Origin of the sequence: Serratia aquatilis, from assembly GCF_044865145.1 — a bacterium.
Classification (GTDB): domain Bacteria; phylum Pseudomonadota; class Gammaproteobacteria; order Enterobacterales; family Enterobacteriaceae; genus Chania; species Chania aquatilis.
Window position 1 is genome coordinate 4,554,667 of the sequence record NZ_CP173186.1, and the last position, 20,361, is coordinate 4,575,027.

Consider the following 20,361-nt stretch of genomic DNA (forward strand, 5'->3'; position numbering starts at 1 on the left):
CCCTTTAGTAATAATCCATTCTGAACCGGATGGCCGAATAATATTCCCCGGCCCTGAGCGGCATCCGGCTGGCCACCAGGCTTACCCGATAGTGCAGCGTCGGGTCCCCCGGCATGAACGCCACTGGCAAGGTTTCCCCCGGCATGGCAACCTGGCCGCGTGCATCCTGTATCCGCAGCGCCACTCCCTGGGCAGTGCCGGCCACGCCAAAGTGTTCACGGTCCCGTTCACCGTCAAACATCATCACAAACCGTTGTCTATCCCGCTGCCCCAGGTCTGGGCGTGGCAGGAGACAGTCCACCAGGCGGATGGCAAAGGCCTGTGCAGGCCCTTGCCCCTTGTACGCCAGTTCTTCAATCGTCAGGGTATCGACCACCACGGTCTGGTTCTGGTCTCCCACATCGATGGTGCAAGGGGTATCGAAGATGGCGCCTTCCATGCTGACGCTCCCGCGTCCGAACTCACCCGCAGACAGGGCACTCCCGGAAAACGTCAGAGTGCAGCACAGCAACAGGGAAGGCACTACGACATTCATCCTGTTCATTGACTCACTCCCTGTGGATAGCGATAGAGGAAGAAACCTGCGGCGAACACCGCAGGTTGAACCTTGCCGTCATGGGATACGCTCCATCAACGGCAAGGACGGCATGGCTTACTGGTAGTCCAACACAAAGTTGGTCGGCACCTGGAAGCTGCCCGGGACGATAGTGGCGCTGGCACCGCCGCCTTTCAGAGCTGCGGTGAATGCCAGAGTATTGTTGCCGTTGATGACGGTTTGGGCAGAAGTTGGGGTGTACAGTTTGACCTTATTGCCATCCGCTTGCGACATCAGGATGTAGGCCCCTTGCGCAGAGCCAATCAACCCCAGGCTGTCGGTATCATAGGAAGAGCTTGCACCAGTAAACGTCACGCTAACCCTGTCCTTGGTGCCTGGAGTAGCAATCACGCAGTCCTGCAACTCGATGGTGAACGGCTGCGGGGTGGACATGCCGGTATTGCCGTTGGCAGCCAGGGCCACGTTGGATACCGCACCTAGCGGGATAACCTGATCCAGTGAGCCTGGGGCGATAGAACATGGTGCATCGATGATGGAGCCGGTGAAGGTGATTTTGCCGGATCCTTGGTCTGCATTGGCGAACGCACTCATACCCACTGTCATTGCGATTGCGGTGGCCAGTGCCATGTTAGTCAGTTTCATACTTGTTCATTCCTTTAGAACGTTAATTAACGAGTTATGTCAAAGTGCATTCACTATTTAATGGTATGCCTTCAGCCAACAAGGGACGGGAAACATTCCTGCCAAAGAGAGAATGCGTCATTGACGCGAATCCTTTCAGGTTGGTATAAAAAGGGTCCTTCCTTTTTATGAAATTAGAGTGCTCAGATGAATAAACGGAGGGCCGACAATAAAGTAAAAAATAAGAAAATCCGTTTATTATGACTATCCACGCGCATCTACACCAGGAGCGCTAAATTATATTCAATGGAAAATTCCTAAGAAAAAATCCTAATTTCATAAAAATAATAGCTTGAGATTAACACTATTTATTCAGATGGTTCCTAGTCATTATTTCGGGGCTAATTATTGCCGCTGATTTTTATTTTTAAAAGTCTTTTTATATAAACATCGTAATTTCGCCATAATAAACTTACTTTCTTCATTTATTCATGTGGTCGCGACTTTTACGCTCGCTATAAATCAACAAATAAGAATAATATTCTGTTTATAGTTGTTATAGCGATCTTATTGATCGATGAAATGTAATTTGGTAATTTAATACTCTGCATTAGTGTGGGTACAGGCAAAATGCCAGGTAACTGACACTGGGTATATGAAGGTTAAGGCAAGACCCACATTCTGGGGTTTCTCCCCCTGCAGGAGAAACAGTCGCAAGACTGATTAACAAGGATGAAAAACATGAAAAATCAATGTAATAAAAGCAGGAAAATGGAGCGAATTCTGGTGGCTTTACAGACTTTATGCAATTTTAACTGCCCCACAGCTATGTTACCCCCACCACAGATGCAATGGCCTAAGACACGACATATCGCAGACCTCTGTGATATGGACATTTATACATCCCGACGTTATTTGATGAAGCTGGTAAAAAATGACAAGGCATATATGTCTACCGGGTTAATCAATAACAGCCTGCGCTGGTATATTGCTGCCCCGGTCTCTTTTCCATGTGAGATAAAAACCAAATGACAAAACCGCCATCGTAAAAGATGTTTAACCATATAAATGAATTTCTGGAGTTGGAGAATCAAAATGAGATTGCATATCGTTATTGCCCTGTGGGACAGTAACCAATTCTTTATACAAGGTATGCAGCATATTCTTCAGACCTATTTTCGCAGTAAGGGGGTGCACGTTATCTTTATGCCTTTTGCGCGCGAACATGTTGTCGACTTGAATAAGGCGGACCTGATTGTCGAGGGGGCAATGACCCGGGACAGCATCGGCTACGAGCGTCATAAAATAGTTATCGCCCGAAGTGACATGTTATGGGGAGGGAGGCGAGGAGAAATCAACTTCCGTGAAAAACCGGAGGCCGTGATACGCCTGCTGGATGAATTGCTCAGTTCCGCCCCGACAGCCCCCCCCCATCATAACGTGAGGTATCCCAAAATCAGTGCTCGAGAGCGCGATGTGTTGCTGGGTATCGCAGCAGAACTGACCCCTTATCAGATAGGCAAAAGATTGCAAATTAGTGTGAAGACCGTCAGTCGTCATAAGAATACTGCCATGCGTAAGTTAGGATTCAAACGCACGCATGACCTGTATAACTGGTTACTGCAAGGCGGCATAGCCTTGGGAGGAGAGAGGCTGGGGATCTAATCCCGACACTTCAATTATCTTCAGGAGTTGCGCAAAACGGTGGGCTGGCTAGCAGCACCTATTGTGTTACGATCATGGTACTGCGTCTGGTGACAGAACCATTATCAGGGTGAAAAACACTGCATCGCTTGTGACACCGGGATATACAGCATTGAAGAAGAAGGCGTGAGAAATACACTTGAACCCTCTGTTGAGATTATGGCATTTCCCAGAATTTTCGACCTGAAGCCAAAGATCGCCACCACCATTCCCCTTATGACTTTCCTCGAACATGATTATAGAAGCGGCCACGTTCATCAGACGCTGCCAAGAAATCGAACTGCCCTGGCTCAGAAGCATTTGCGGCTGGCATGATATGGCTTGTAAATACGCCGATTTCGCTTCCTGTTGCTCTCTGCTGGAAACCAGAAATCTGTCAGGCGCTGTGCACCACCTCAATACCCAATGCAAATTGGCTTCCGCTTATCGTAAGCCGTTGATAAAGTAACCGATGGGTAGGCGGAGGGAAAGCAGCATGGTCGAACGTATTGATTACCAGATTGAAAAATATAGCTTTGCGGACGTTAATGAAACGCCGCGTATTGCCCAGCAGTGGAACGAAGTCATCGAAGAATGCCGTCGGGTTAGAGCTGGAAGTGCCGAACGTCTGCGTATCGCATTGCTGAATGTGGATTATGTCACCAGCTTTGAGCTGCCCTTTCGTTTGCTGTTGGTGCGTGCCCCGCAACTGATTGCCGATCTGCGTGATGAATTGCAACTCAGTCGGAAAAGCGCCGTGTTTAACGGCAGGCGTTTTGGTTGTGTTTACAGCGTGAAGTCTGATTTGAGTAAGGTACCGGATGAATTTCAATACCGCTTATCAACCCGTATTTTCCGGGAAGGATCTTCAGGCGATACCGCTGCGCCTTACCGGGAGATTGCCAAGGAAATTAAAATGCCGCGTGAGCGGCTTAAGCGGGCGCTGGAAAATGGACTAGCGGTGACGGCGCTGGATGGTCTGTTTTGGTTCGGTATGCAGCGGATCGCAGCCGACGTAGCGGTGCTGAGAAAAAAGGGGATGCGTATGACGACCTCAGAGGTACAGGTATGGGACAGTCTTACCGATACCCTCCGCCCCGTACCGGTATACCGTTGATGAGACTCACCCTACGGGCCAGCGCAGGCGCTTTTCAAATCGCTCTTTGACCGATTTGTCACTGCGTTGCCGCCTTCATGCAACTCGAATTATTTAGAGTATATAGAATTGTTTCTGAGCACCTAAACATGATTAAATCCACTCAATGGATTTTTTCAATCACCTCCACTGGGTTGAGAATTAAGATGACGTGGTACAAAAATAGGATTTTTCTCAGCTCTGTTGTCCTTATAATCGGTATCAGCATTTATTTTATCTTTACAGTAAGTGCAAACAGACCAGCCCATAGTGATACTCCCCCAGAGAAACAGGCTGCACTTACCGTTAATGTCGAAGTACCCCAACAACAGAATTTACCACGCCAAATCAATGCCAATGGTAATATTGCCGCCTGGCAGGAAGCGATTGTCAGTAGTGAGGCAGATGGCTTACGCCTGGCTGAAATTTACGTCAATGTAGGCGACCGCGTTGGTAAAGACCAACTCCTTGCGCGTTTTGATCCCGAAACCGTCGCCGCTGACCTTGCCCAAGCAGAGGCTGCTTTAGCAGAAGCTCTGGCGAATAAAGACGAAGCCAGCACTAATGCACAACGCGCGCGCCAACTGAAGAATACCGGTGCACTCAGCGAATTGCAGATCGACCAATATCTCGCCGCCGATAAAACAGCCCGTGCTCGCGTCCAACAAGCTAAAGCGCAAGTTCAATACCAGCGGTTGCGGATGGAAAAAACGCGCGTGCTGGCCCCAGACGACGGTATTATCTCATCGCGAAGCGCAACTGTTGGTCACGTCGCCAACCGTGGCAACGAGTTATTTCGGCTGATCCGTCAAGAGCGCCTGGAATGGCGCGCAGAACTGACCGCAGCAGAATTACCCTACCTCAAACCGGGTATGAGTGCCGTATTGCGCACCACAGCAGGAACCGAGATCACTGGCCGCATCCGCGCCCTGGCCCCAGCACTCGATCTGCAAACACGCAACGCCATCGTCTATGTCGATATCACCCCAACGCAGCAACAACAGCTCGGGGTGAAAGCGGGTATGTTTGCCCAAGGTGCGTTCCACGTCGGTGATATATCGGCGCTCACCGTTTCACAATCCGCTCTCGTCTCACGTGAAGGATTTCACTACCTTTTTGCTGTTAATGAAGCGGGCAACGTCAGCGAAATTAAAGTCGAAATTGGTCAGTTACATCAAGGGCGGTTTGAGATCCTCAGCGGTCTGCGGCCTGATATGCGCATCGTTACCAGCGGTGCCAGTTTCCTCAATCACGGCGAAAGAGTGCGCGTTAACCCCCTCCCCACCGGGGAAGCCGCACAATGAATCTCTCCACCTGGTCTATACGTAATCCCATCCCCGCAGCTATGTTGTTTGTGCTACTCACCGTCGCTGGGATCATCAGTTTCAGTAGCATGAAGATCCAACAGTTTCCAGATATCGAGTTACCCATGGTCACCGTCAGCGCCGCCTTGCCGGGCGCTTCGCCTGAACAGTTGGAAAACGACGTGGCGCGCAAACTGGAGGACTCCGTTGCTTCCCTGCAGGGGCTAAAACACATCTACACCAAGATCTCCGAAGGCAGCGTTGTGATGACGCTGGAATTTCAACTGGAGAAACCAGTCCAGGAAGCCGTGGATGATACCCGTTCGGCAGTTCAGGGTGTGCGCTCTGATCTACCCAGCGATGTCCGTGATCCTGTTGTACAACGCGTCAATCTGGCCGGAACTCCTGTGCTGGTTTATGCGGTGCGCTCAGAACATTTGGACGAAGAAGCACTGTCATGGTTTGTGGATAACACGCTGGTGCGCAGCTTGCAGGCGATCCGCGGCGTCGGGGCCGTCAAACGAGTCGGGGGCGTCAATCGTCAGGTCCAGGTCGTGCTCGATCCGTTAAAGCTACAAAGCCTGGGTCTGAGCGCGGCACAAATCTCGCAACAATTGCGTTTAGTGCAGCAGGATGCCCCCAGTGGACGAGCCGAGCTTGGCAACAGCGAACAGACTATCCGCACCCTAGGAGGGCAGCACTCCGCCAAAGAGATCGCTGCACTACAGATCCCGCTTATCGATGGGCGTTACGTTAGCCTTGATCAACTCGCTACTGTCACAGATTCTGTGGCTGAAGTCCGCGCTTCTGCCTTTGTTGACGGTAAGCCAGTCGTTGGATTTGAGATCGTGCGTAGCCGCGGGGAGAGCGAGGTAGAAGTTGGCGACGCCGTGGAAAAAGCTTTGGAAAAAATTAAGGCAAAATACCCACATCTGATTTTCACCCAAGCATTTGACTTCGTCAGCCCAGTCAAAGCGGAGTACAACTCATCACTCAATCTGCTGTATGAAGGCGCGTTGTTGGCGGTGTTGGTCGTCTGGTTTTTCCTACGCGAATGGCGGGCTACTTTTATTTCGGCAATGGCACTGCCCATGTCAGTGATCCCGGCCTTTTTTGGTATGGCCTTGCTGGGGTTTTCTATCAATGTGATCAGTCTGCTGGCACTGTCGTTGGTGATCGGGGTTCTGGTTGATGACGCGATTGTCGAGATCGAAAACATCGTGCGCCACCTGCGCAGTGGTAAATCCCCCTATGAAGCTGCGATAGAAGCCGCTGATGAGATTGGCTTAGCAGTGATTGCGACCACTTTTACACTGATCGCCGTTTTCCTTCCTACGGCGTTTATGAGCGGTATTGCAGGCAAATTTTTCAAAGAGTTTGGTTGGACGGCGTCGATCGCAGTTTTTGCTTCGCTGGTCGTTGCGCGCATTCTTACGCCAATGATGGCCGCTTATATGCTCAAGCCTATAGTGGGAGGCGATCGCGATCCGGCCTGGCTCACCCGCTATTTACGCATCGTCAACTGGTGTACTCATCATAAGGTCAAAACGCTGCTTTCTGTCGGGCTATTCTTTATTGCATCGCTGATGTTGATCCCCCTGCTACCCTCTGGATTTATGCCGCCAGATGATAACTCGCAAACTCAAGTGTCTGTTGAGCTGCCGCCAGGATCGACGTTAACCCAGACTGAAGCGATGGCTGAACAGGCTCGTCAGTTGCTCCTCCAGGTACCTGAAATACGCAGCATCTATACCACTATTGGCGCCGGAAGTGCGGGAAGTGATCCCTTCTCCTCTGCCCTGGTTGAGCCGCGTAATGCGACCTTGACCATCCAGCTCATTGCGCGCAATGAGAGGGAACGTAAACAACATATTGAAGCACGCATCCGCAATCTATTGGCACAACTGCCCGGGGTGCGAACCAAAGTGGGCCTAGGTGCATCTGGAGAGAAATATGTTCTGGTGCTCAGTGGCGAAGATCCGCGCAGTCTGGCTTCCGCCCAACAGGCGGTGCTGCGCGATTTACGCACTATTCCAGGGTTGGGAAATATCGCTTCTACCGCCAGCCTTGTCCGGCCTGAAGTGGTCATTCGTCCTGACTTTGCCCGCGCAGCCGATCTGGGGGTCAGCAGTGCCGCTATCGGAGAAACGCTGCGGGTCGCCACGTTGGGGGACTATGACATGTCGTTGCCAAAGCTGAATTTGCCCCAAAGGCAACTGGACATCGTGGTGAAACTGGATGATGCAGCGCGGCAAGATATCGAAACATTAAAACGTCTTATTATCCCCGGCACTAAAGGCCCGGTGATGCTCAGCCAGGTTGCAGATATCGCGATCGCAAGCGGGCCTGCGGTGATCAACCGCTACGATCGCTCGCGCAATATCAATCTGGAGATAGAACTTTCCAATGTTCCATTAGGTACCGTGGTAAGTGAAGTTAAAAAACTGCCCTCAATACAGAATTTGCCTGCCGGGGTGAGAGTGGTAGAAGTAGGCGATGCTGAAACCATGAGCGAACTCTTTGCCAGCTTTGGGTTGGCCATGCTGATCGGTATTCTCTGTATTTACATTGTATTAGTGCTGTTGTTCAAACATTTCCTACACCCGGTGACCATCCTTGCCGCACTGCCTTTCTCTTTAGGTGGAGCCTTCGTCGGCCTGTTAGTCGCTGGGCAAAGCTTGTCAATGCCTTCGCTGATTGGGTTGATTATGCTGATGGGGATTGCCACAAAGAACTCTATTTTGCTGGTGGAGTACGCCATTGTTGCGCGGCGTGGCAATGATGGCAGCGACGGGCGGCCAGCCGTGGCTGCCAAACCGCGCCAAGAGGCACTGATGGATGCCTGCCATAAACGTGCGCGCCCTATCATCATGACCACTGTTGCCATGGGGGCAGGTATGTTGCCAATTGCAATAGGGCTAGGCAATGCCGACCCCAGCTTCCGTTCACCGATGGCAATTGCCGTGATTGGCGGCTTGTTGACCTCAACAGTGCTGAGCCTGCTGGTGATCCCGGCGATATTTTTATACGTTGATGACTTTAGCCAGTGGTGTTACCGCAAATTCATTAAAAAGCCGTCTTAGCGGGGATGAAAGCGGGTCATTGAATGGCCCGCTCAGACCCAAGAGTTTCAATCCGCTAGCAGAACTAAAACCACCCCCAGCTTGCATGATGCTAATGGGGTAGTTATAGCTCCAGGATCTCTTGAACCCAATCACGCCAACACTCGCTGCCAAGCGGGGATTCAATGAGGGAGCCTTTACAGGCCCCCATCGGGATCACACTTTTCATCTTTCGGTATTCACTTACAAAGATCAGGTGTTATCATTCACTTCGTAAATACCTTTCAACTCTACCCGAGGCTTTGATGCTGGAGAATGTAATCATCCGATAATCAGTTTCCCGACCTTTCAGGCCGGACTGATTATCAATGCGCCGAAATCGAATGCGGACACCGCTGTGTGTTTGCACGTTTTGCACATGATGATTAAACAGGTTTTCCAGTATGAATTTATCCCGTCAGGAACAACGTACCTTACACGTTCTCGCCAAAGGTGGACGTATTGCGCATGTCCGCGATACCTCCAACCGCGTCACATCCGTTGAATGCTACAGCCGCGAAGGGCTGTTGCTCACCGACTGCACGCTCGCCGTCTTCAAAAAACTCAAAACCAAAAAGCTGATCAAGTCCGTCAACGGTCAGCCCTACCACATTAACACTACCGGGCTAAACAACGTTCGCGCCCAGCCCGATAACCGTTAAGGAGAGCTTTATGAATATCGGCACCTTTATTTCTTCACCCGGTTGCCCGCTACTGTCAGCGGATGAAAGCAAAATCCCCTGGGACGGGCCGGCCTTCAGCCAGCGCATGCTTGATGAAGGCAAACTCTTTGCCCAGTTGGCTGAAAAATCAAAATCTCCGGAAGGGAGCCCCCTAAGTATGCAATTTAAAAAAGGAATTAATTAATGGATATCCCACGCATTTTTACCATTAGCGAAAGCGAACACCGCATTCATAACCCATTCACGCCGGAAAAGTACGCCACGCTGGGCCAGGTGTTACGCATGAAGCCAGGCACCCGCATTCTCGATTTGGGCAGCGGCTCAGGTGAGATGCTCTGTACCTGGGCGCGCGATCATGGCATTACCGGCACCGGCATCGACATGAGCCCGCTCTTTACCGCGCAGGCAAAGCTGCGCGCAGACGAGCTCGGCGTCAGCGAACGCGTGCATTTTATGCATAACGATGCGGCTGGTTACGTCGCGGACGAAAAATGCGACGTAGCGGCGTGTGTCGGCGCGACCTGGATTGCGGGCGGCGTAGCCGGGACGATGGAACTGCTGACAAAGAGCCTTAAGCCCGGCGGAATGATGCTCATCGGTGAACCCTACTGGCGTCTGGTCCCTGCGACCGAGGAGATTGCCCAGGCCTGCGGCGTCTCATCCGTGGCCGATTTTCTCACCCTGCCCGACCTTGTCGCTTCTTTCGATGAACAGGGGTATGACCTTGTAGAAATGGTGCTGGCGGACCAGGAAGGCTGGGATCGATACGAAGCCGCGAAGTGGATGACGATGCGGCGCTGGCTTGAGGAAAACCCTGACGATGACTTTGCGCATGAGGTTCGAGCGGAGCTGACGATAGCACCCAAACGCCACGTCATGTACACACGAAAATACTTTGGCTGGGGCGTATTTGCGTTAATGGCTCGATAGACTGGAGCAGGCGGTATAGCCCAAAGGGCTGTGCCGCCATTCCGACAAAAATAATGGCTGGCTTAATACCTTACGGTCATTATGCCACTTCCCCCACAGCTCCCCCCACCTCACTATTTCTCAGAGAGAAAGCACACTCCGAAAATCTATTCCCTTCCCCCACATATTGTGAAGCTGCTCACGCCAGTAACGCGAGACGATAACGTTGCACGTGTCTCTACATCAAGCTTCCCGTATGAGGAAACGAGGGTATTATGAATAAAAATTACTCTAACAGCTGCCTGTCCTTCCTGTTTTCTTCATTGGCTGGGAGTGCTGCTATCCCTATCTGTCGCTTTGGCTAACTGAAACCATTGGCGTTAACTATACCGACGTCGGCCTGGTCTAGGCACCAAAAGCAATCCGGCTCTCCTTACCGGCAAAACGGTACTTGAGATACCAGCGCTTAGAGCCGTTAGGATTTACCAAAAGATACAGGTCATGCGCATCTGCGAGTTTGTAGGCTTTCTCGCGAGGCATGGCGGCTAGCTACGTCTGTCAGGGCCATATATTGGGGGGCAACTCATTATCGAAGTGGATTGCCCCCAAATCATCTGGATGTCAATGGACGAAAAAAGACCACTGTGGATAAAGTAGACGGTTCAGGAAAGTGCGATGGCGTATTAAATATGTTATTTAACAAAAAGATATGGACGTTAATGTCAGGGAATAACTTCACCGATTTTCTCGCGTATGCCAAACACGTAAGATGTAGAGCGCGTTAACCTTGAGTTCATAGTGCATTTCATAGTTACCGACGATCAGTCGACGCACTTCCCGTGGTTCATACCTTGCCAGTGCAGGCACCATCCGTGAATGCGTCAGCAGGTTAACGGGAGCAAGCACCAGTGATTGAAGCACCTGTGCTGCTGCTTCTGGATTGACGCTGGCAATAAATTCGCGCAAGCGCTCTAAATCCTGCAACGCATGATCTGACCAGACAACCTGCATTACTTTTGTCCTGACTGTGGTACAGGAAGCGGCGTGTCACTGTTCAGGCTATTCACCCATTTTAAGACATCAGCTTGTTCCACTACTCTGCCCGCATCCACATCTGCCAGGCCTTCCAGGATCATTTGATGGCGGTTCTCTTCCTGCTCAATAATCGCGGCTAAAGCCTGTTTGACGATCCAGCCACGGGAACGATCATAGTTAGCAGCCAGTTCGTCGATCTTCTCTGCCATTTCAACAGGTATATGGGCTGTGATAACGCGTGTTGGTGATTGTGCCATAACGAGAAATCCTTATGATTAAAACTGAATCATAATCAATCAAATGTGGGGAAGCAACGCTGAGGCCGGGAGATTATTACCAATTCAGCCCCCGGTTTCACTATTGACCCGTACCCTGTAGGTAAACTTGCCAGTCCGCACTATGGAAAGGGAATATGCAAGTGGCATAACTCGCGCCCAAGCAACTTATTGTTCTGGCAACCTGCCATTCTGCATTTCTCTGCATCGAAACCACCATGTGCAAGTATGCAAAGATATTGTTTGGCAGCCCTTGTCTCTGTATCTGAAGGCAACTGCGCGATGTTGTCAGCCTTCAATGCGAATTCTGGATAGGGTGTTTGCTCTGGCGAACACTCTATGTACCAAAGTTGTCCACATTCAGTACAGCGGTACATTACGTTTAGCCACGCAACGAGGGTAACTGTTGCTGGGTAAGATCACCCTACCCACTTGGCCGAACAGCAGGATCAACGAGCTATTACCCTAAGCCGAAAACAGCTTCAGTTAATATCCGCCAACTTATTACATTATGTTAATCACACAACACGAGTTCGCCGTTCGCTTACACTATATCAAGCAATAATTACCTTCATTTTCGAGCATCCACACAACATAAAGTTGCACATCGTGAAGATAACCAGAACCAAGAGTAATATATTTAGAATATTTTATGCGCATTAATTTTAGACTTAAATAATTTATTATTCAAATTCCATAACTTATGTCATATAAAATGAGCGACTAACCTGTCCCCGTAAATGAATGCATCGATATATTAATAATGTCAGTTTTTGGCACCAAGTGCCCTGTCAATACAACTAAATCAAACCAACACCTTCAGCCCATGCTTCTGCACCACACTAAGCAGTTTCAGCGATAACCCACTAGGGCGCTTGACGCCGCTTTCCCATTTCTGCACCGTTGAAACACTGGTATTCAGGTAACTGGCAAAAACCGGTTGGCTGACGTTCAGCTTCTCACGCAGTGCCTTTATCTCAAGGGGTTGAAGATCCTCCACACTATTGAGGCATGTTTTGTCAAAGTTGCGCATGGTTTCCTGTGGGATAGCATCAACGCTGAATAACCCAGAAGCCGCGCTGTGGATTGCTTCAAATGCAGGACTTTTGAATTTAGTTTTTACGGTCATGGCAAATCTCCACCAGTTCTTTATTCTTAATCAATGCCGTAATCTTTTCGTCAGCAAGGCCAGCATAATGCTTTGCCAACTCTCGGAATCCAGACAGTTCGCTATCATCGATGTTTGCCATGTCCTGTTTGGCATAAAGAAACGTGTAAAACCAATGATCTCCGCCTTTAGCAAGGATGATGGCGCGATCGCGATTCTGGTTCAGGCGTTTTTTGTAAACTCCACCGCCGAGATCGTAGGCTTTCCCTTCCATTACCGCATCAATAGCCCGGCACAACTCACTATCTTTAATAGCATGGGATTTAGCAGCTTTGGTGAACCATTTGGTTTTAAATACACTCATTAGGCTAACATCCTGTCACCTTAAGTATAGCACCTAGTGCTAGGTTACTCTCTTTAATCACAGATTCAAAGCACTTGAAGTCAGTAAAGCTTTGTCGTAATTTTATCCACGTTACTTCGCTGTCGATGACAGCAGCCAATGTTTCCAGTATCAGGATGATACAAGTGATCTGCAAGAAACGCCTTCGGGTGGTCACAAACCCAAAGTCATAAGGAATGGAGTGTGGTCTGAGACTGACGCTTTCAAGCGACCACAAGCTACCGAAACCTGAAAGGAAACGCTTTCCCCCCAGAACCTTTGAAAGCGGGGATCGCAGTCAATGCGATGAAGGTACGTTTATACCAGCGAAATGGCTAGCAACAAGCATTTCTTAGCCGCCAGTATTGCCAGCCGAGGATACTGTGATTGGCCTTCAACCAAGTGACGACTAGCGATTATCAGGCAACGGCTTTCTAAGCCCCAGACCTGCCAAAGCGCCACTTTCATCACATCTTTAATCCGGGCTGCCCCGCTGCAACTCAGGTTATCTATACCCAAAATCTCTAGCGTCCATTAAACGCTGCTGGCTGTACTCTGCTATGCCGAAAGGCATCTGCTAGCGCCTGCCCTGCTGCGTTTGGTGCGCGGCGTCACTTCAGCCTTAGAGATACGCAACTTCACACAAAAGTCATGCATCTGACACACATGTTCTACGTCGGGCTGACCATTTTTTACAGGAGAGTTGAACTGATACCGAGGCAGGCCACAACGGCCTGAGGGGATAGCCTTCTGCTAACGCTGCATCGTGTATCTGGTGAACTCACCGGCGCACAGTTGATTAGCGCCAGCAGGGAGAAACGGCTAATGCCAGGCTCTCAGTTAAAAGGGGCTTTTATCACTCTAAGTTTCCCAAAAACACCTGAAACCATCGTGATCGCTGAAGGTTACGCTACCGGCCTTACTCTCAGCCAGATCACAACAGCGGCAGTTGTCGCGGCGGTTTCTGCCAACAACCTGATGAATGTCGCTAAAGCCTTACGCAATGAGTATCCCGAGGCCACCATTATTCTGGCGGGCGATCATGACATTCACACCAATGGTTCAACCAACATCGGTAAAGAGCTGGCAGAAAAGGCCGCGCTAGCCGTGGATGGCTGGGTCTCATTACCTCCTGCCACTACTCTCTGCGACTGGGATGATTTCCGCCAACAAGACGGCCTTGAGGCCACTAAGACCGCTTTCAACCAACAACGCTATAAACCAGATATCATGCCGATACCTCTTACCCGCATTGACTACACTGCACCGGAATTCAACACCTCACTTCCTCTGCGTAAAGGTTCTGACGGCTTTGATACGCGGCAGGATTACCTGATTAAAGGCTATTTACCCAGTTCGTCTGTTGCCAGTGCTTACGGTGCCAGCGGGTCTTATAAATCCTTCCTGGCTGTATCTTGGGGATGCCATATCGCCACCGGCAAACCCTGGGCTGGCAAACCGGTTACACAGGGAGCCGTGATTTATGTCGTCGGTGAAGGTGGGATCGGCGTTCCCCGCCGTATCCGGGCATGGGAACAGACGATTAACGGCGGTAGCCCAATTGATGCGCTTTATCGCGTCGACTGCCCCATCTTTCCGGCCAGCCCGGAGAGCGTGCAACAGGTGATACAAGCCGCAACCGGTATGCCGATTCGCCTGATCATTCTGGATACGCTCGCCCGCTGTTTCGGCGCTTCAGATGAGAACGCCGCCAAAGACATGGGCGCTTTCATTCAAGGGTGCGACTACATCAAAGCGGCAACGCAGACTACGGTGTTGATTATTCACCACTCAGGTAAAGATCAGGACAAAGGCGCACGCGGCTCCAGCGCCTTTCGGGCCGCTTTGGATGTGGAGTTCAACGTGCGCCGTGAGGGTGATGGCGGCGCGTTGATCCTCAGTTGCACCAAAATGAAAGATGCAGAAGAGCCGTCACGACGCGCCTATGACCTGAATTCTGTCGACCTGTACGTTGACGATGACGGTGACCTGATCACTTCACTGGTACTAAACGATGAAGGCCACGAAGTCAGGGAAGATGATGTCGCTAACGATCCCGATTTAGCCGGTATTTCTCGGCTGACGGAAAATCATGTCGCCCTGTGGCAAGCCATTCGTTCACGCACGGCCAGCGGCGATAGCTGCACCCGCGCCCTGGTTAGAGACAATATGAAAGCAATGGGATTTGATGTGTCCAAGAAGTTTGCCCGTTGGCTAGACAAGCTGGAAAAAGACGGCCTGATCGCATTCGACGGTGAGCACATCACACTGTTACCGCACCGAAACAAAGTGGGGGAAGAAGTGGTCCACCCTTAAGTGGGGGAAACGTTATGATCGCTTACCTTGCTCACTCACCGTTTTATAACTGCCCAGCCTGGAGGACGAATGGTTCCTCTTATTTACGATGCAGTTCTTGTAACCGACCACACTGCTGCCGCATACCATCAAAAATACATTCCGCAAGCTCTGGTGGAAACGACTCTGGCAGCAACGCAGATACACGTTCAATAACCACAGGTGTTCTGGATATGATTTCATCCATGATGGATTCAACCTGCCGTCTGCCCAGACCGGTTAATTCACCCTGCTTGATCCAATGCCGCCGTTGAATTCTGTACAACTGGTAATAATTACTGCTACCACGGACTGCCATTGCCAGTTTGCACTTCTGCCAAGAAATCTGGTTATTGCCAGGGCCAATGACTGGCCATGCCGATAAAACATCATACAGAGGAGTAAGGTGATAACGACCTTGTGGCTCAATAGCGATACTGAAATTTTTGGCATGCCCATCCGTGGCCGCTATCAGCCAGAAAATAATTTGCGCCATAAAGAACAATGCCTTGTCCCGTTCAGCCTGGTCTGAATGACTCAGTATGGCCATAATATCGGCAATACCCGGCCCACCATCAGACTGATATTTTCGTAGTGGGGAAACCCCCAGAGCCTGACACATATCCTCTTGTGGCAGGCGAACGATCCATTGCCGATCGCCCGACCATCTCCTATCAAAACGCTCAACAACCAATACCTTCTGCTCTTCAAACTGCGCAATCTGCGTTTTTGCCATGGGGAGCCCAAACTCCTCAAGGATCCAAGAACATAACCATTCATTTTCAACCGACGTACTCATATTCGCTTTCATATTACCAACCAGCCCGAGTGGTAACTTGAAAATATGCGTCGTTGGGGTGCTACCTTCTGGCAAACACCATTGTTCTTCATGCCACAGTAAAGCCGTTTTTTCTTGCGCTCCGGCAATTGATAAGCGCAAATCGTCGGTATCGTCCTGCCGACCAGGTAACAAAGCTGCTGTGGTATTACGCAATCTTGTGGCGATCTCTGCATCAGAAAGCGGACGATAGTTTATGGAGAATAAATCTGTGGGTTCTTTATCAACATTCAGTAACTGTATCGCACCAACACAGTCTCTTCCCAACTCAGCCAACAGATCAAAAGGCTCAAGGCTTGCTGCCTGGTAACGCATGGCTAAACGCCTGCGAATACCTTCGCTGTCAGGCAATAAATTATCAAAATAGTCGCGTACCACGTTGCCGCGCCAAAGCTGATTGCCGGGAGTGAAAAGCAAAGAGAGCGATAAAGGTCTGCCCTGTTCATCAGCAATCCATTCCGGGAAGTATTGCAGCCGATCTTCGCCTCTGACCTTTTCCCAGAATCCAACCTGGATCCCATTCATCCATATAGCTAAACGCTGTTGTGTACGACGCATATCATCACCATTTTTCCCGTCGGGCAGGGGAATCTATTGGCTTTTCTACCCCTTCCATTGTTGAAGATGACGCAGAGAAGAGCCCTCTTGCTCCAGAAGAGAGCACCACTTCAACCCCCAGTAAAGTAAGCACCTTAAACAAGCGCTCAATACTGGCGCTTGCAGGGTTTGCTTCCAGACGGGCATAGGTTTGTTGTGTGACGCCTAACCTTTCAGACACTTCTTTTTGCGTCAGTCCATTCGCCTTGCGAAAGCCAATCAGCAATGGACGCAACTGATTCAAGGTTTTCAACGGATAAACAGTATTCATAAGGCACTTACCATTGTTTTAGACGCTTATACATACTATAGGCTGTTTTTAAACAATACACTCTATAAGCTGTAAACACAAAATACATCAAATAAGCTGTAAAACAATAAAACAGCTTATAAGGTGTAAAAATGTAATGACTTAATAAATTTGATCACAACTTAACAAACAGTAATTGCTTCATAGAAGGCAGGGCAAGATCACGAACGTTTTATGAGCAAGGCTATCCTGTTTGACTGAGTGTACAAGCTGTGATCTTATACTCCCTTTTACGGGAGCATCACCATGTCTATCAACGCCTTTTCAGAACACTTCGCTGACCTGCAAGATCCCCGGCAGACGGCCAAGGTCGCCTATTCCCTGTTCGATATTCTGTTTCTGACAGTCTGTGCGGTGGTCGGCGGAGCCGAAGGTTGGCAAGATATTGAGGATTTTGGCGAAGCTCATCTCCCATGGTTTCAGAAGCGAGGGCTTTTCCCCGCAGGATTGCCCGTTGACGATACGATTGCCAGAGTGATTTCACGCCTCAACCCGGAGCAATTTCAATGCAGCTTTATCAACTGGATGCGTGCGGTAAGCTCCCTCAGTAACGGGGCTGTCATCGCTATTGATGGCAAGGTGTTGCGGAGGTCTTACAACCCTGAAGACCGTGCCTCAACCCTCCATATGGTCAGTGCCTTTGCCAGTGCCAATGGCGTGGTCTTGGGCCAGGTAAAAACAGATGCCAAGTCTAACGAAATTACCGCTATCCCCGCCTTATTGGCGTTATTGGATATTCGTGGTTGCCTGATTTCCATTGACGCCATGGGGTGTCAAACCGCTATCGCTGCCCACATTGTCGAAAAAGGCGGCGATTACCTGCTGGCCGTTAAAGGTAATCAGGAGCGTTTGTCCAAGGCGGTGCGCAAGGCGTTGAGTAGTGTAGTGCCCGGCATGAGTGATATCGCCTGCGTTGAGCAAAACCGAGGCCGTGCAGAAATGCGGGAATACCACGTTATCCCTGCCACTGAGGTCGCTCGTGAGTTCCCCATCTGGAAAGGGCTAACGACGCTGGGTGTAGCGATAGGCTACCGATACGACCCACAGGGCAAAGAGTCGCTGGAATACCGTTATTACATCAGTTCAGCGGAGCTAAACAAGGCTCAATTTGCCAATGCGGTGCGAAGCCATTGGTGCATTGAAAATCAACTGCATTGGGTGTTGGATGTCACGATGAAGGAGGATAACTGTTCGATTTATCGGGACAACGGGGCGGTAAATTTGGCGACAGTACGCCATATGGCACTTAACATGCTGCGTTTAGAGAGCGGTAAAAAGGCCAGCATCAGACGTAAACAGAAGATGGCTGCTATGAACAGCGATTATCTTGAACAAGTGATACTGGCAGGTATTAATGGGGTGGATAAAAAGTAAGCATACATGCGTTTGCCCTGTCATAGAAGGTAAGGGCTTATGGGCTCCGTAAGTCAGTGGACAAGCGCTTGAGCATACTCAGCACATCAAAACTCATGCACCTCTAAATTCATACGGCACCACATGCGCCTTGCGGTTGGCATCCAGATAATCCGCCCACCATTGCAGCATCAACTTACGTTCTTCGATATGTTCAGCCTTATGGATATCGAACGTATCGCCCAGCGTGAACTGGCCAGCGAGCTTGACGGATTGCTTGCCGAGTTGGCACTCAATAAAGACCGTAAAGAAATTGAATGTTCCACGTCCGCCAATAAATTACGTCTTGCCCATAAAGAGGCGCTGGTCATTTATGCACATCGGGAATTTACCCGCGCATTGCCCCTGTTAGCCGGTTTAGTTCGGGCATTCTCGTTGAAACGTCATGCGCTGGGGTTGGATCAATACTTCACCACACAAAACGGGGCGTTTAGCGAATATGCCATAGATATAGAGAAAACCCTCTTTAACGAGGTCAATACGTTCCTTAAACAATTGGCCGATCTCTACCCGCTGCGCGTGGGTAATGAACCTAAGTTAGCCGAGATTGGGCTTTATTCTCCGCCGTTAAAATACGTTAATGAACAATTCCTTTCGTCGCCTTGCGCACGAAGTCTTGCTTTTCGTGAATTGAGAGAGCGTGAGGCACAATTAAAAAATGGGGGTCCTCATCATGATTAATTGTCCATTATGTCGAAGCTCGGCATTAACGCATGCGGTCCGTTACTTGCCCGATGGCAGTAAAGAAAGTGATATTCAATGCAGGAATCTTAAATGCTCGGCAACCTACCGAACAAAAGAGACCGTTTACCGGATTATCCGCGAACCCTTAACACCATCATCATTACATTAACCTATCGGGAAGTCCTGCTTCTCTACGGATTAAAAAGGGTATCACCATGTTTATTTGCCCTGCCTGTAAAATAAAAGTAAACAATAAAAGCTCACGAGAACTTACCGAGAACACCAAGGAAAGATATTATTATTGTCAGAATAAAACCTGCTTGATGACATTTAAAACGCTTGAAGGGCTAGAGGCTTTTATCCGCATCCCGGAAAGGACAGTATCATGATAATCATGTATCCCTGTCCGATGTGCAATAGCCTGATTAAAACGCGGTCATCACGCACGCTATCAGAGTATGTAAAAGAGAAATATTACTACTGCTCTAATCCGGCGTGTTTATGTGTATTTAAAACCTATGAATGTTTTGAGCATTTTATTACGACAACGATTGATCCCACTATAACGGCGAATGCCGATATTCAGGTGTCAGTCCCCCAACCACCCACACAGCCTAAGCGACGCTATTCAATGCGTCTGGAATAACCCTCATTAACGGAGTGGAAATAATGTCATCGTCTCAATTACAAAGTGCATACGATAATTACCTTGCGACTGAAACGGTATGGAAACACAAGAAAGAGCAACGTGAAGAAGCACAGGCACAACTCACAAAACTGCTTGAAAACGGCCCTCCCTATAATGACGTGCAACTTCGCTATCTGCGAGAATTTATTGACGTCAAGCAATGGGAAATCACCCTGTCTGCTGGGAGGGTCTTACGCGCCCATGACAGCGTTCAGCGCATCAGTGTGAGGGAGCAGCTCAACACCTTTATGCAGTTGAATGGGGAGGCGCTGAAAAGTGGATTAGCCCCGGTACTGATGAAGCTGGCGCGCAGTTCTGGCGCGAAACGTATTGAGATAATGAGCGAGACGTTGGGATTTATTCAGGAGGCGTTACAGGTCTATCTGGCAGCACATCCTGATATTCACTATACAGCCGAAGATAGCGACATTCTCACCGCTGTGGGGCCGTATCCTGACATCACTGCAATGAATGATAACCAGCGATTTTATACGCCGGTGCAATCCCATACTTACGCCCAAAGAAAATCGGCGTTGGAACGCCAAAAAGCGGCCATAAATTCGTAATAATGGGGGCAATTACCCTCTGCATAACCGCGCATGGTTTTGCCTGGGTAATTGCGTGATTTTTTTATCCTGCCGTGCCAGCCCTGGTGCGGCTTTAGCGTATCCATGCAACTGCATTAAAAGCAACCAATGAAGCGGG

At 49.7% G+C, this 20,361-nt stretch carries 22 protein-coding genes and 3 pseudogenes; 16 read left to right on the forward strand and 9 right to left on the reverse strand.

Annotated elements, in window-relative coordinates; all coding sequences use genetic code 11:
- Positions 1–4 precede the first annotated feature (4 nt).
- A complete protein-coding gene (locus SAQUA_RS20575; protein WP_380678867.1) occupies positions 5–544 on the reverse strand; it encodes a fimbrial protein in 540 nt (179 codons plus the stop codon).
- 108 nt (positions 545–652) lie between these two features.
- A complete protein-coding gene (locus SAQUA_RS20580; RefSeq protein WP_380678865.1) occupies positions 653–1,198 on the reverse strand; it encodes a fimbrial protein in 546 nt (181 codons plus the stop codon).
- Positions 1,199–2,272: 1,074 nt separating this feature from the next.
- Between SAQUA_RS20580 and SAQUA_RS20585 the strand changes: the two genes are divergently transcribed.
- The 8 genes and pseudogenes from SAQUA_RS20585 to SAQUA_RS20620 all read left to right on the forward strand — a co-directional run.
- Positions 2,273–2,842 carry a response regulator transcription factor gene (locus SAQUA_RS20585; protein ID WP_380678863.1) on the forward strand — a complete coding sequence of 190 codons (570 nt, stop codon included), beginning with the start codon at positions 2,273–2,275 and terminating at the stop codon, positions 2,840–2,842.
- Positions 2,843–3,356: 514 nt separating this feature from the next.
- Positions 3,357–3,977, forward strand: a complete 621-nt coding sequence (locus tag SAQUA_RS20590; protein ID WP_380678861.1) for a DNA-binding protein — start codon at positions 3,357–3,359, stop codon at positions 3,975–3,977.
- 185 nt (positions 3,978–4,162) lie between these two features.
- Positions 4,163–5,299, forward strand: a complete 1,137-nt coding sequence (locus tag SAQUA_RS20595; RefSeq protein WP_380678859.1) for an efflux RND transporter periplasmic adaptor subunit — start codon at positions 4,163–4,165, stop codon at positions 5,297–5,299.
- On the forward strand, positions 5,296–8,382 hold the full coding sequence (locus SAQUA_RS20600) for an efflux RND transporter permease subunit (protein ID WP_380678857.1): 3,087 nt from the start codon (positions 5,296–5,298) through the stop codon (positions 8,380–8,382). The genes SAQUA_RS20595 and SAQUA_RS20600 overlap by 4 nt, the downstream gene beginning before the upstream one ends.
- 422 nt (positions 8,383–8,804) lie before the next feature.
- Complete coding sequence (locus tag SAQUA_RS20605) at positions 8,805–9,062, forward strand: YjhX family toxin (protein ID WP_380678855.1); 258 nt, start codon at positions 8,805–8,807, stop codon at positions 9,060–9,062.
- 10 nt (positions 9,063–9,072) lie between these two features.
- The gene (locus tag SAQUA_RS20610; RefSeq protein ID WP_380678853.1) at positions 9,073–9,267 is read left to right on the forward strand and encodes a hypothetical protein; all 195 of its coding nucleotides are present in this window, start codon (positions 9,073–9,075) and stop codon (positions 9,265–9,267) included.
- Positions 9,267–10,013, forward strand: a complete 747-nt coding sequence (locus tag SAQUA_RS20615; protein WP_380678851.1) for an SAM-dependent methyltransferase — start codon at positions 9,267–9,269, stop codon at positions 10,011–10,013. Before SAQUA_RS20610 ends, SAQUA_RS20615 begins: the two co-directional genes overlap by 1 nt.
- A 254-nt stretch (positions 10,014–10,267) precedes the next feature.
- Positions 10,268–10,398, forward strand: a pseudogene (locus tag SAQUA_RS20620) (MFS transporter); the annotation flags it as partial.
- A gap of 2 nt (positions 10,399–10,400) precedes the next feature.
- Here the strand turns inward: SAQUA_RS20620 and SAQUA_RS20625 are convergent.
- From SAQUA_RS20625 to SAQUA_RS20645, 5 genes and pseudogenes are all read right to left on the reverse strand, one after another.
- Positions 10,401–10,560, reverse strand: a pseudogene (locus SAQUA_RS20625) (Arm DNA-binding domain-containing protein); the annotation flags it as partial.
- Positions 10,561–10,727: 167 nt separating this feature from the next.
- Entirely contained in the window at positions 10,728–11,003 is a 276-nt protein-coding gene (locus SAQUA_RS20630; RefSeq protein WP_380678849.1) for a type II toxin-antitoxin system RelE/ParE family toxin, read from the reverse strand.
- On the reverse strand, positions 11,003–11,284 hold the full coding sequence (locus SAQUA_RS20635) for a CopG family ribbon-helix-helix protein (protein ID WP_380678847.1): 282 nt from the start codon (positions 11,282–11,284) through the stop codon (positions 11,003–11,005). Before SAQUA_RS20635 ends, SAQUA_RS20630 begins: the two co-directional genes overlap by 1 nt.
- Before the next feature lie 823 nt (positions 11,285–12,107).
- Positions 12,108–12,431, reverse strand: a complete 324-nt coding sequence (locus tag SAQUA_RS20640) for a helix-turn-helix domain-containing protein (RefSeq protein ID WP_380678845.1) — start codon at positions 12,429–12,431, stop codon at positions 12,108–12,110.
- Positions 12,415–12,774, reverse strand: a complete 360-nt coding sequence (locus SAQUA_RS20645; protein WP_380678843.1) for a type II toxin-antitoxin system RelE/ParE family toxin — start codon at positions 12,772–12,774, stop codon at positions 12,415–12,417. Before SAQUA_RS20645 ends, SAQUA_RS20640 begins: the two co-directional genes overlap by 17 nt.
- Positions 12,775–13,617: 843 nt before the next feature.
- Here SAQUA_RS20645 and SAQUA_RS20650 point away from each other — a divergent pair.
- Positions 13,618–13,911: pseudogene (locus tag SAQUA_RS20650) on the forward strand (toprim domain-containing protein); the annotation flags it as partial.
- 111 nt (positions 13,912–14,022) lie between these two features.
- Positions 14,023–15,108 (forward strand): helicase RepA family protein, encoded by a 1,086-nt coding sequence (locus SAQUA_RS20655; protein WP_380678924.1) that lies wholly within the window; start codon positions 14,023–14,025, stop codon positions 15,106–15,108.
- Between the two features lie 79 nt (positions 15,109–15,187).
- Here SAQUA_RS20655 and SAQUA_RS20660 read toward each other — a convergent pair whose 3' ends face one another.
- Positions 15,188–16,522, reverse strand: coding sequence for a type II toxin-antitoxin system HipA family toxin (locus SAQUA_RS20660; RefSeq protein ID WP_380678841.1), 1,335 nt, complete (start codon positions 16,520–16,522; stop codon positions 15,188–15,190).
- A 4-nt stretch (positions 16,523–16,526) separates the two neighbouring features.
- Complete coding sequence (locus tag SAQUA_RS20665; protein ID WP_380678839.1) at positions 16,527–16,832, reverse strand: helix-turn-helix transcriptional regulator; 306 nt, start codon at positions 16,830–16,832, stop codon at positions 16,527–16,529.
- Positions 16,833–17,117: 285 nt separating this feature from the next.
- Here SAQUA_RS20665 and SAQUA_RS20670 point away from each other — a divergent pair, with 285 nt between their 5' ends.
- From SAQUA_RS20670 to SAQUA_RS20695, 6 genes are all read left to right on the forward strand, one after another.
- Complete coding sequence (locus SAQUA_RS20670; RefSeq protein ID WP_404413090.1) at positions 17,118–18,245, forward strand: ISAs1 family transposase; 1,128 nt, start codon at positions 17,118–17,120, stop codon at positions 18,243–18,245.
- 201 nt (positions 18,246–18,446) lie between these two features.
- A complete protein-coding gene (locus SAQUA_RS20675) occupies positions 18,447–18,965 on the forward strand; it encodes a hypothetical protein (RefSeq protein WP_380679705.1) in 519 nt (172 codons plus the stop codon).
- Positions 18,958–19,137 carry an ogr/Delta-like zinc finger family protein gene (locus tag SAQUA_RS20680; RefSeq protein ID WP_404413097.1) on the forward strand — a complete coding sequence of 60 codons (180 nt, stop codon included), beginning with the start codon at positions 18,958–18,960 and terminating at the stop codon, positions 19,135–19,137. Before SAQUA_RS20675 ends, SAQUA_RS20680 begins: the two co-directional genes overlap by 8 nt.
- Before the next feature lie 46 nt (positions 19,138–19,183).
- Positions 19,184–19,357 carry an ogr/Delta-like zinc finger family protein gene (locus SAQUA_RS20685; RefSeq protein WP_380679699.1) on the forward strand — a complete coding sequence of 58 codons (174 nt, stop codon included), beginning with the start codon at positions 19,184–19,186 and terminating at the stop codon, positions 19,355–19,357.
- A gap of 20 nt (positions 19,358–19,377) precedes the next feature.
- The gene (locus SAQUA_RS20690) at positions 19,378–19,614 is read left to right on the forward strand and encodes an ogr/Delta-like zinc finger family protein (RefSeq protein WP_404413221.1); all 237 of its coding nucleotides are present in this window, start codon (positions 19,378–19,380) and stop codon (positions 19,612–19,614) included.
- 23 nt (positions 19,615–19,637) lie between these two features.
- Positions 19,638–20,222, forward strand: a complete 585-nt coding sequence (locus SAQUA_RS20695) for a phage polarity suppression protein (protein ID WP_380679693.1) — start codon at positions 19,638–19,640, stop codon at positions 20,220–20,222.
- The last annotated feature ends 139 nt before the right edge of the window (positions 20,223–20,361 follow it).

Coding starts and splice junctions, on each gene's coding strand:
- SAQUA_RS20645 (WP_380678843.1), bottom strand. CDS start 12,774: ATGAGTGTATTTAAAACCAAATGGTTCACCAAAGCTGCTAAATCCCAT.
- SAQUA_RS20640 (WP_380678845.1), bottom strand. CDS start 12,431: ATGACCGTAAAAACTAAATTCAAAAGTCCTGCATTTGAAGCAATCCAC.
- SAQUA_RS20675 (WP_380679705.1), top strand. CDS start 18,447: ATGGATATCGAACGTATCGCCCAGCGTGAACTGGCCAGCGAGCTTGAC.
- SAQUA_RS20600 (WP_380678857.1), top strand. CDS start 5,296: ATGAATCTCTCCACCTGGTCTATACGTAATCCCATCCCCGCAGCTATG.
- SAQUA_RS20665 (WP_380678839.1), bottom strand. CDS start 16,832: ATGAATACTGTTTATCCGTTGAAAACCTTGAATCAGTTGCGTCCATTG.
- SAQUA_RS20610 (WP_380678853.1), top strand. CDS start 9,073: ATGAATATCGGCACCTTTATTTCTTCACCCGGTTGCCCGCTACTGTCA.
- SAQUA_RS20575 (WP_380678867.1), bottom strand. CDS start 544: ATGAACAGGATGAATGTCGTAGTGCCTTCCCTGTTGCTGTGCTGCACT.
- SAQUA_RS20595 (WP_380678859.1), top strand. CDS start 4,163: ATGACGTGGTACAAAAATAGGATTTTTCTCAGCTCTGTTGTCCTTATA.
- SAQUA_RS20660 (WP_380678841.1), bottom strand. CDS start 16,522: ATGCGTCGTACACAACAGCGTTTAGCTATATGGATGAATGGGATCCAG.
- SAQUA_RS20670 (WP_404413090.1), top strand. CDS start 17,118: ATGTCTATCAACGCCTTTTCAGAACACTTCGCTGACCTGCAAGATCCC.
- SAQUA_RS20655 (WP_380678924.1), top strand. CDS start 14,023: ATGCCGATACCTCTTACCCGCATTGACTACACTGCACCGGAATTCAAC.
- SAQUA_RS20615 (WP_380678851.1), top strand. CDS start 9,267: ATGGATATCCCACGCATTTTTACCATTAGCGAAAGCGAACACCGCATT.
- SAQUA_RS20695 (WP_380679693.1), top strand. CDS start 19,638: ATGTCATCGTCTCAATTACAAAGTGCATACGATAATTACCTTGCGACT.
- SAQUA_RS20630 (WP_380678849.1), bottom strand. CDS start 11,003: ATGCAGGTTGTCTGGTCAGATCATGCGTTGCAGGATTTAGAGCGCTTG.
- SAQUA_RS20635 (WP_380678847.1), bottom strand. CDS start 11,284: ATGGCACAATCACCAACACGCGTTATCACAGCCCATATACCTGTTGAA.
- SAQUA_RS20685 (WP_380679699.1), top strand. CDS start 19,184: ATGTTTATTTGCCCTGCCTGTAAAATAAAAGTAAACAATAAAAGCTCA.
- SAQUA_RS20590 (WP_380678861.1), top strand. CDS start 3,357: ATGGTCGAACGTATTGATTACCAGATTGAAAAATATAGCTTTGCGGAC.
- SAQUA_RS20580 (WP_380678865.1), bottom strand. CDS start 1,198: ATGAAACTGACTAACATGGCACTGGCCACCGCAATCGCAATGACAGTG.
- SAQUA_RS20585 (WP_380678863.1), top strand. CDS start 2,273: ATGAGATTGCATATCGTTATTGCCCTGTGGGACAGTAACCAATTCTTT.
- SAQUA_RS20690 (WP_404413221.1), top strand. CDS start 19,378: ATGTGCAATAGCCTGATTAAAACGCGGTCATCACGCACGCTATCAGAG.
- SAQUA_RS20605 (WP_380678855.1), top strand. CDS start 8,805: ATGAATTTATCCCGTCAGGAACAACGTACCTTACACGTTCTCGCCAAA.
- SAQUA_RS20680 (WP_404413097.1), top strand. CDS start 18,958: ATGATTAATTGTCCATTATGTCGAAGCTCGGCATTAACGCATGCGGTC.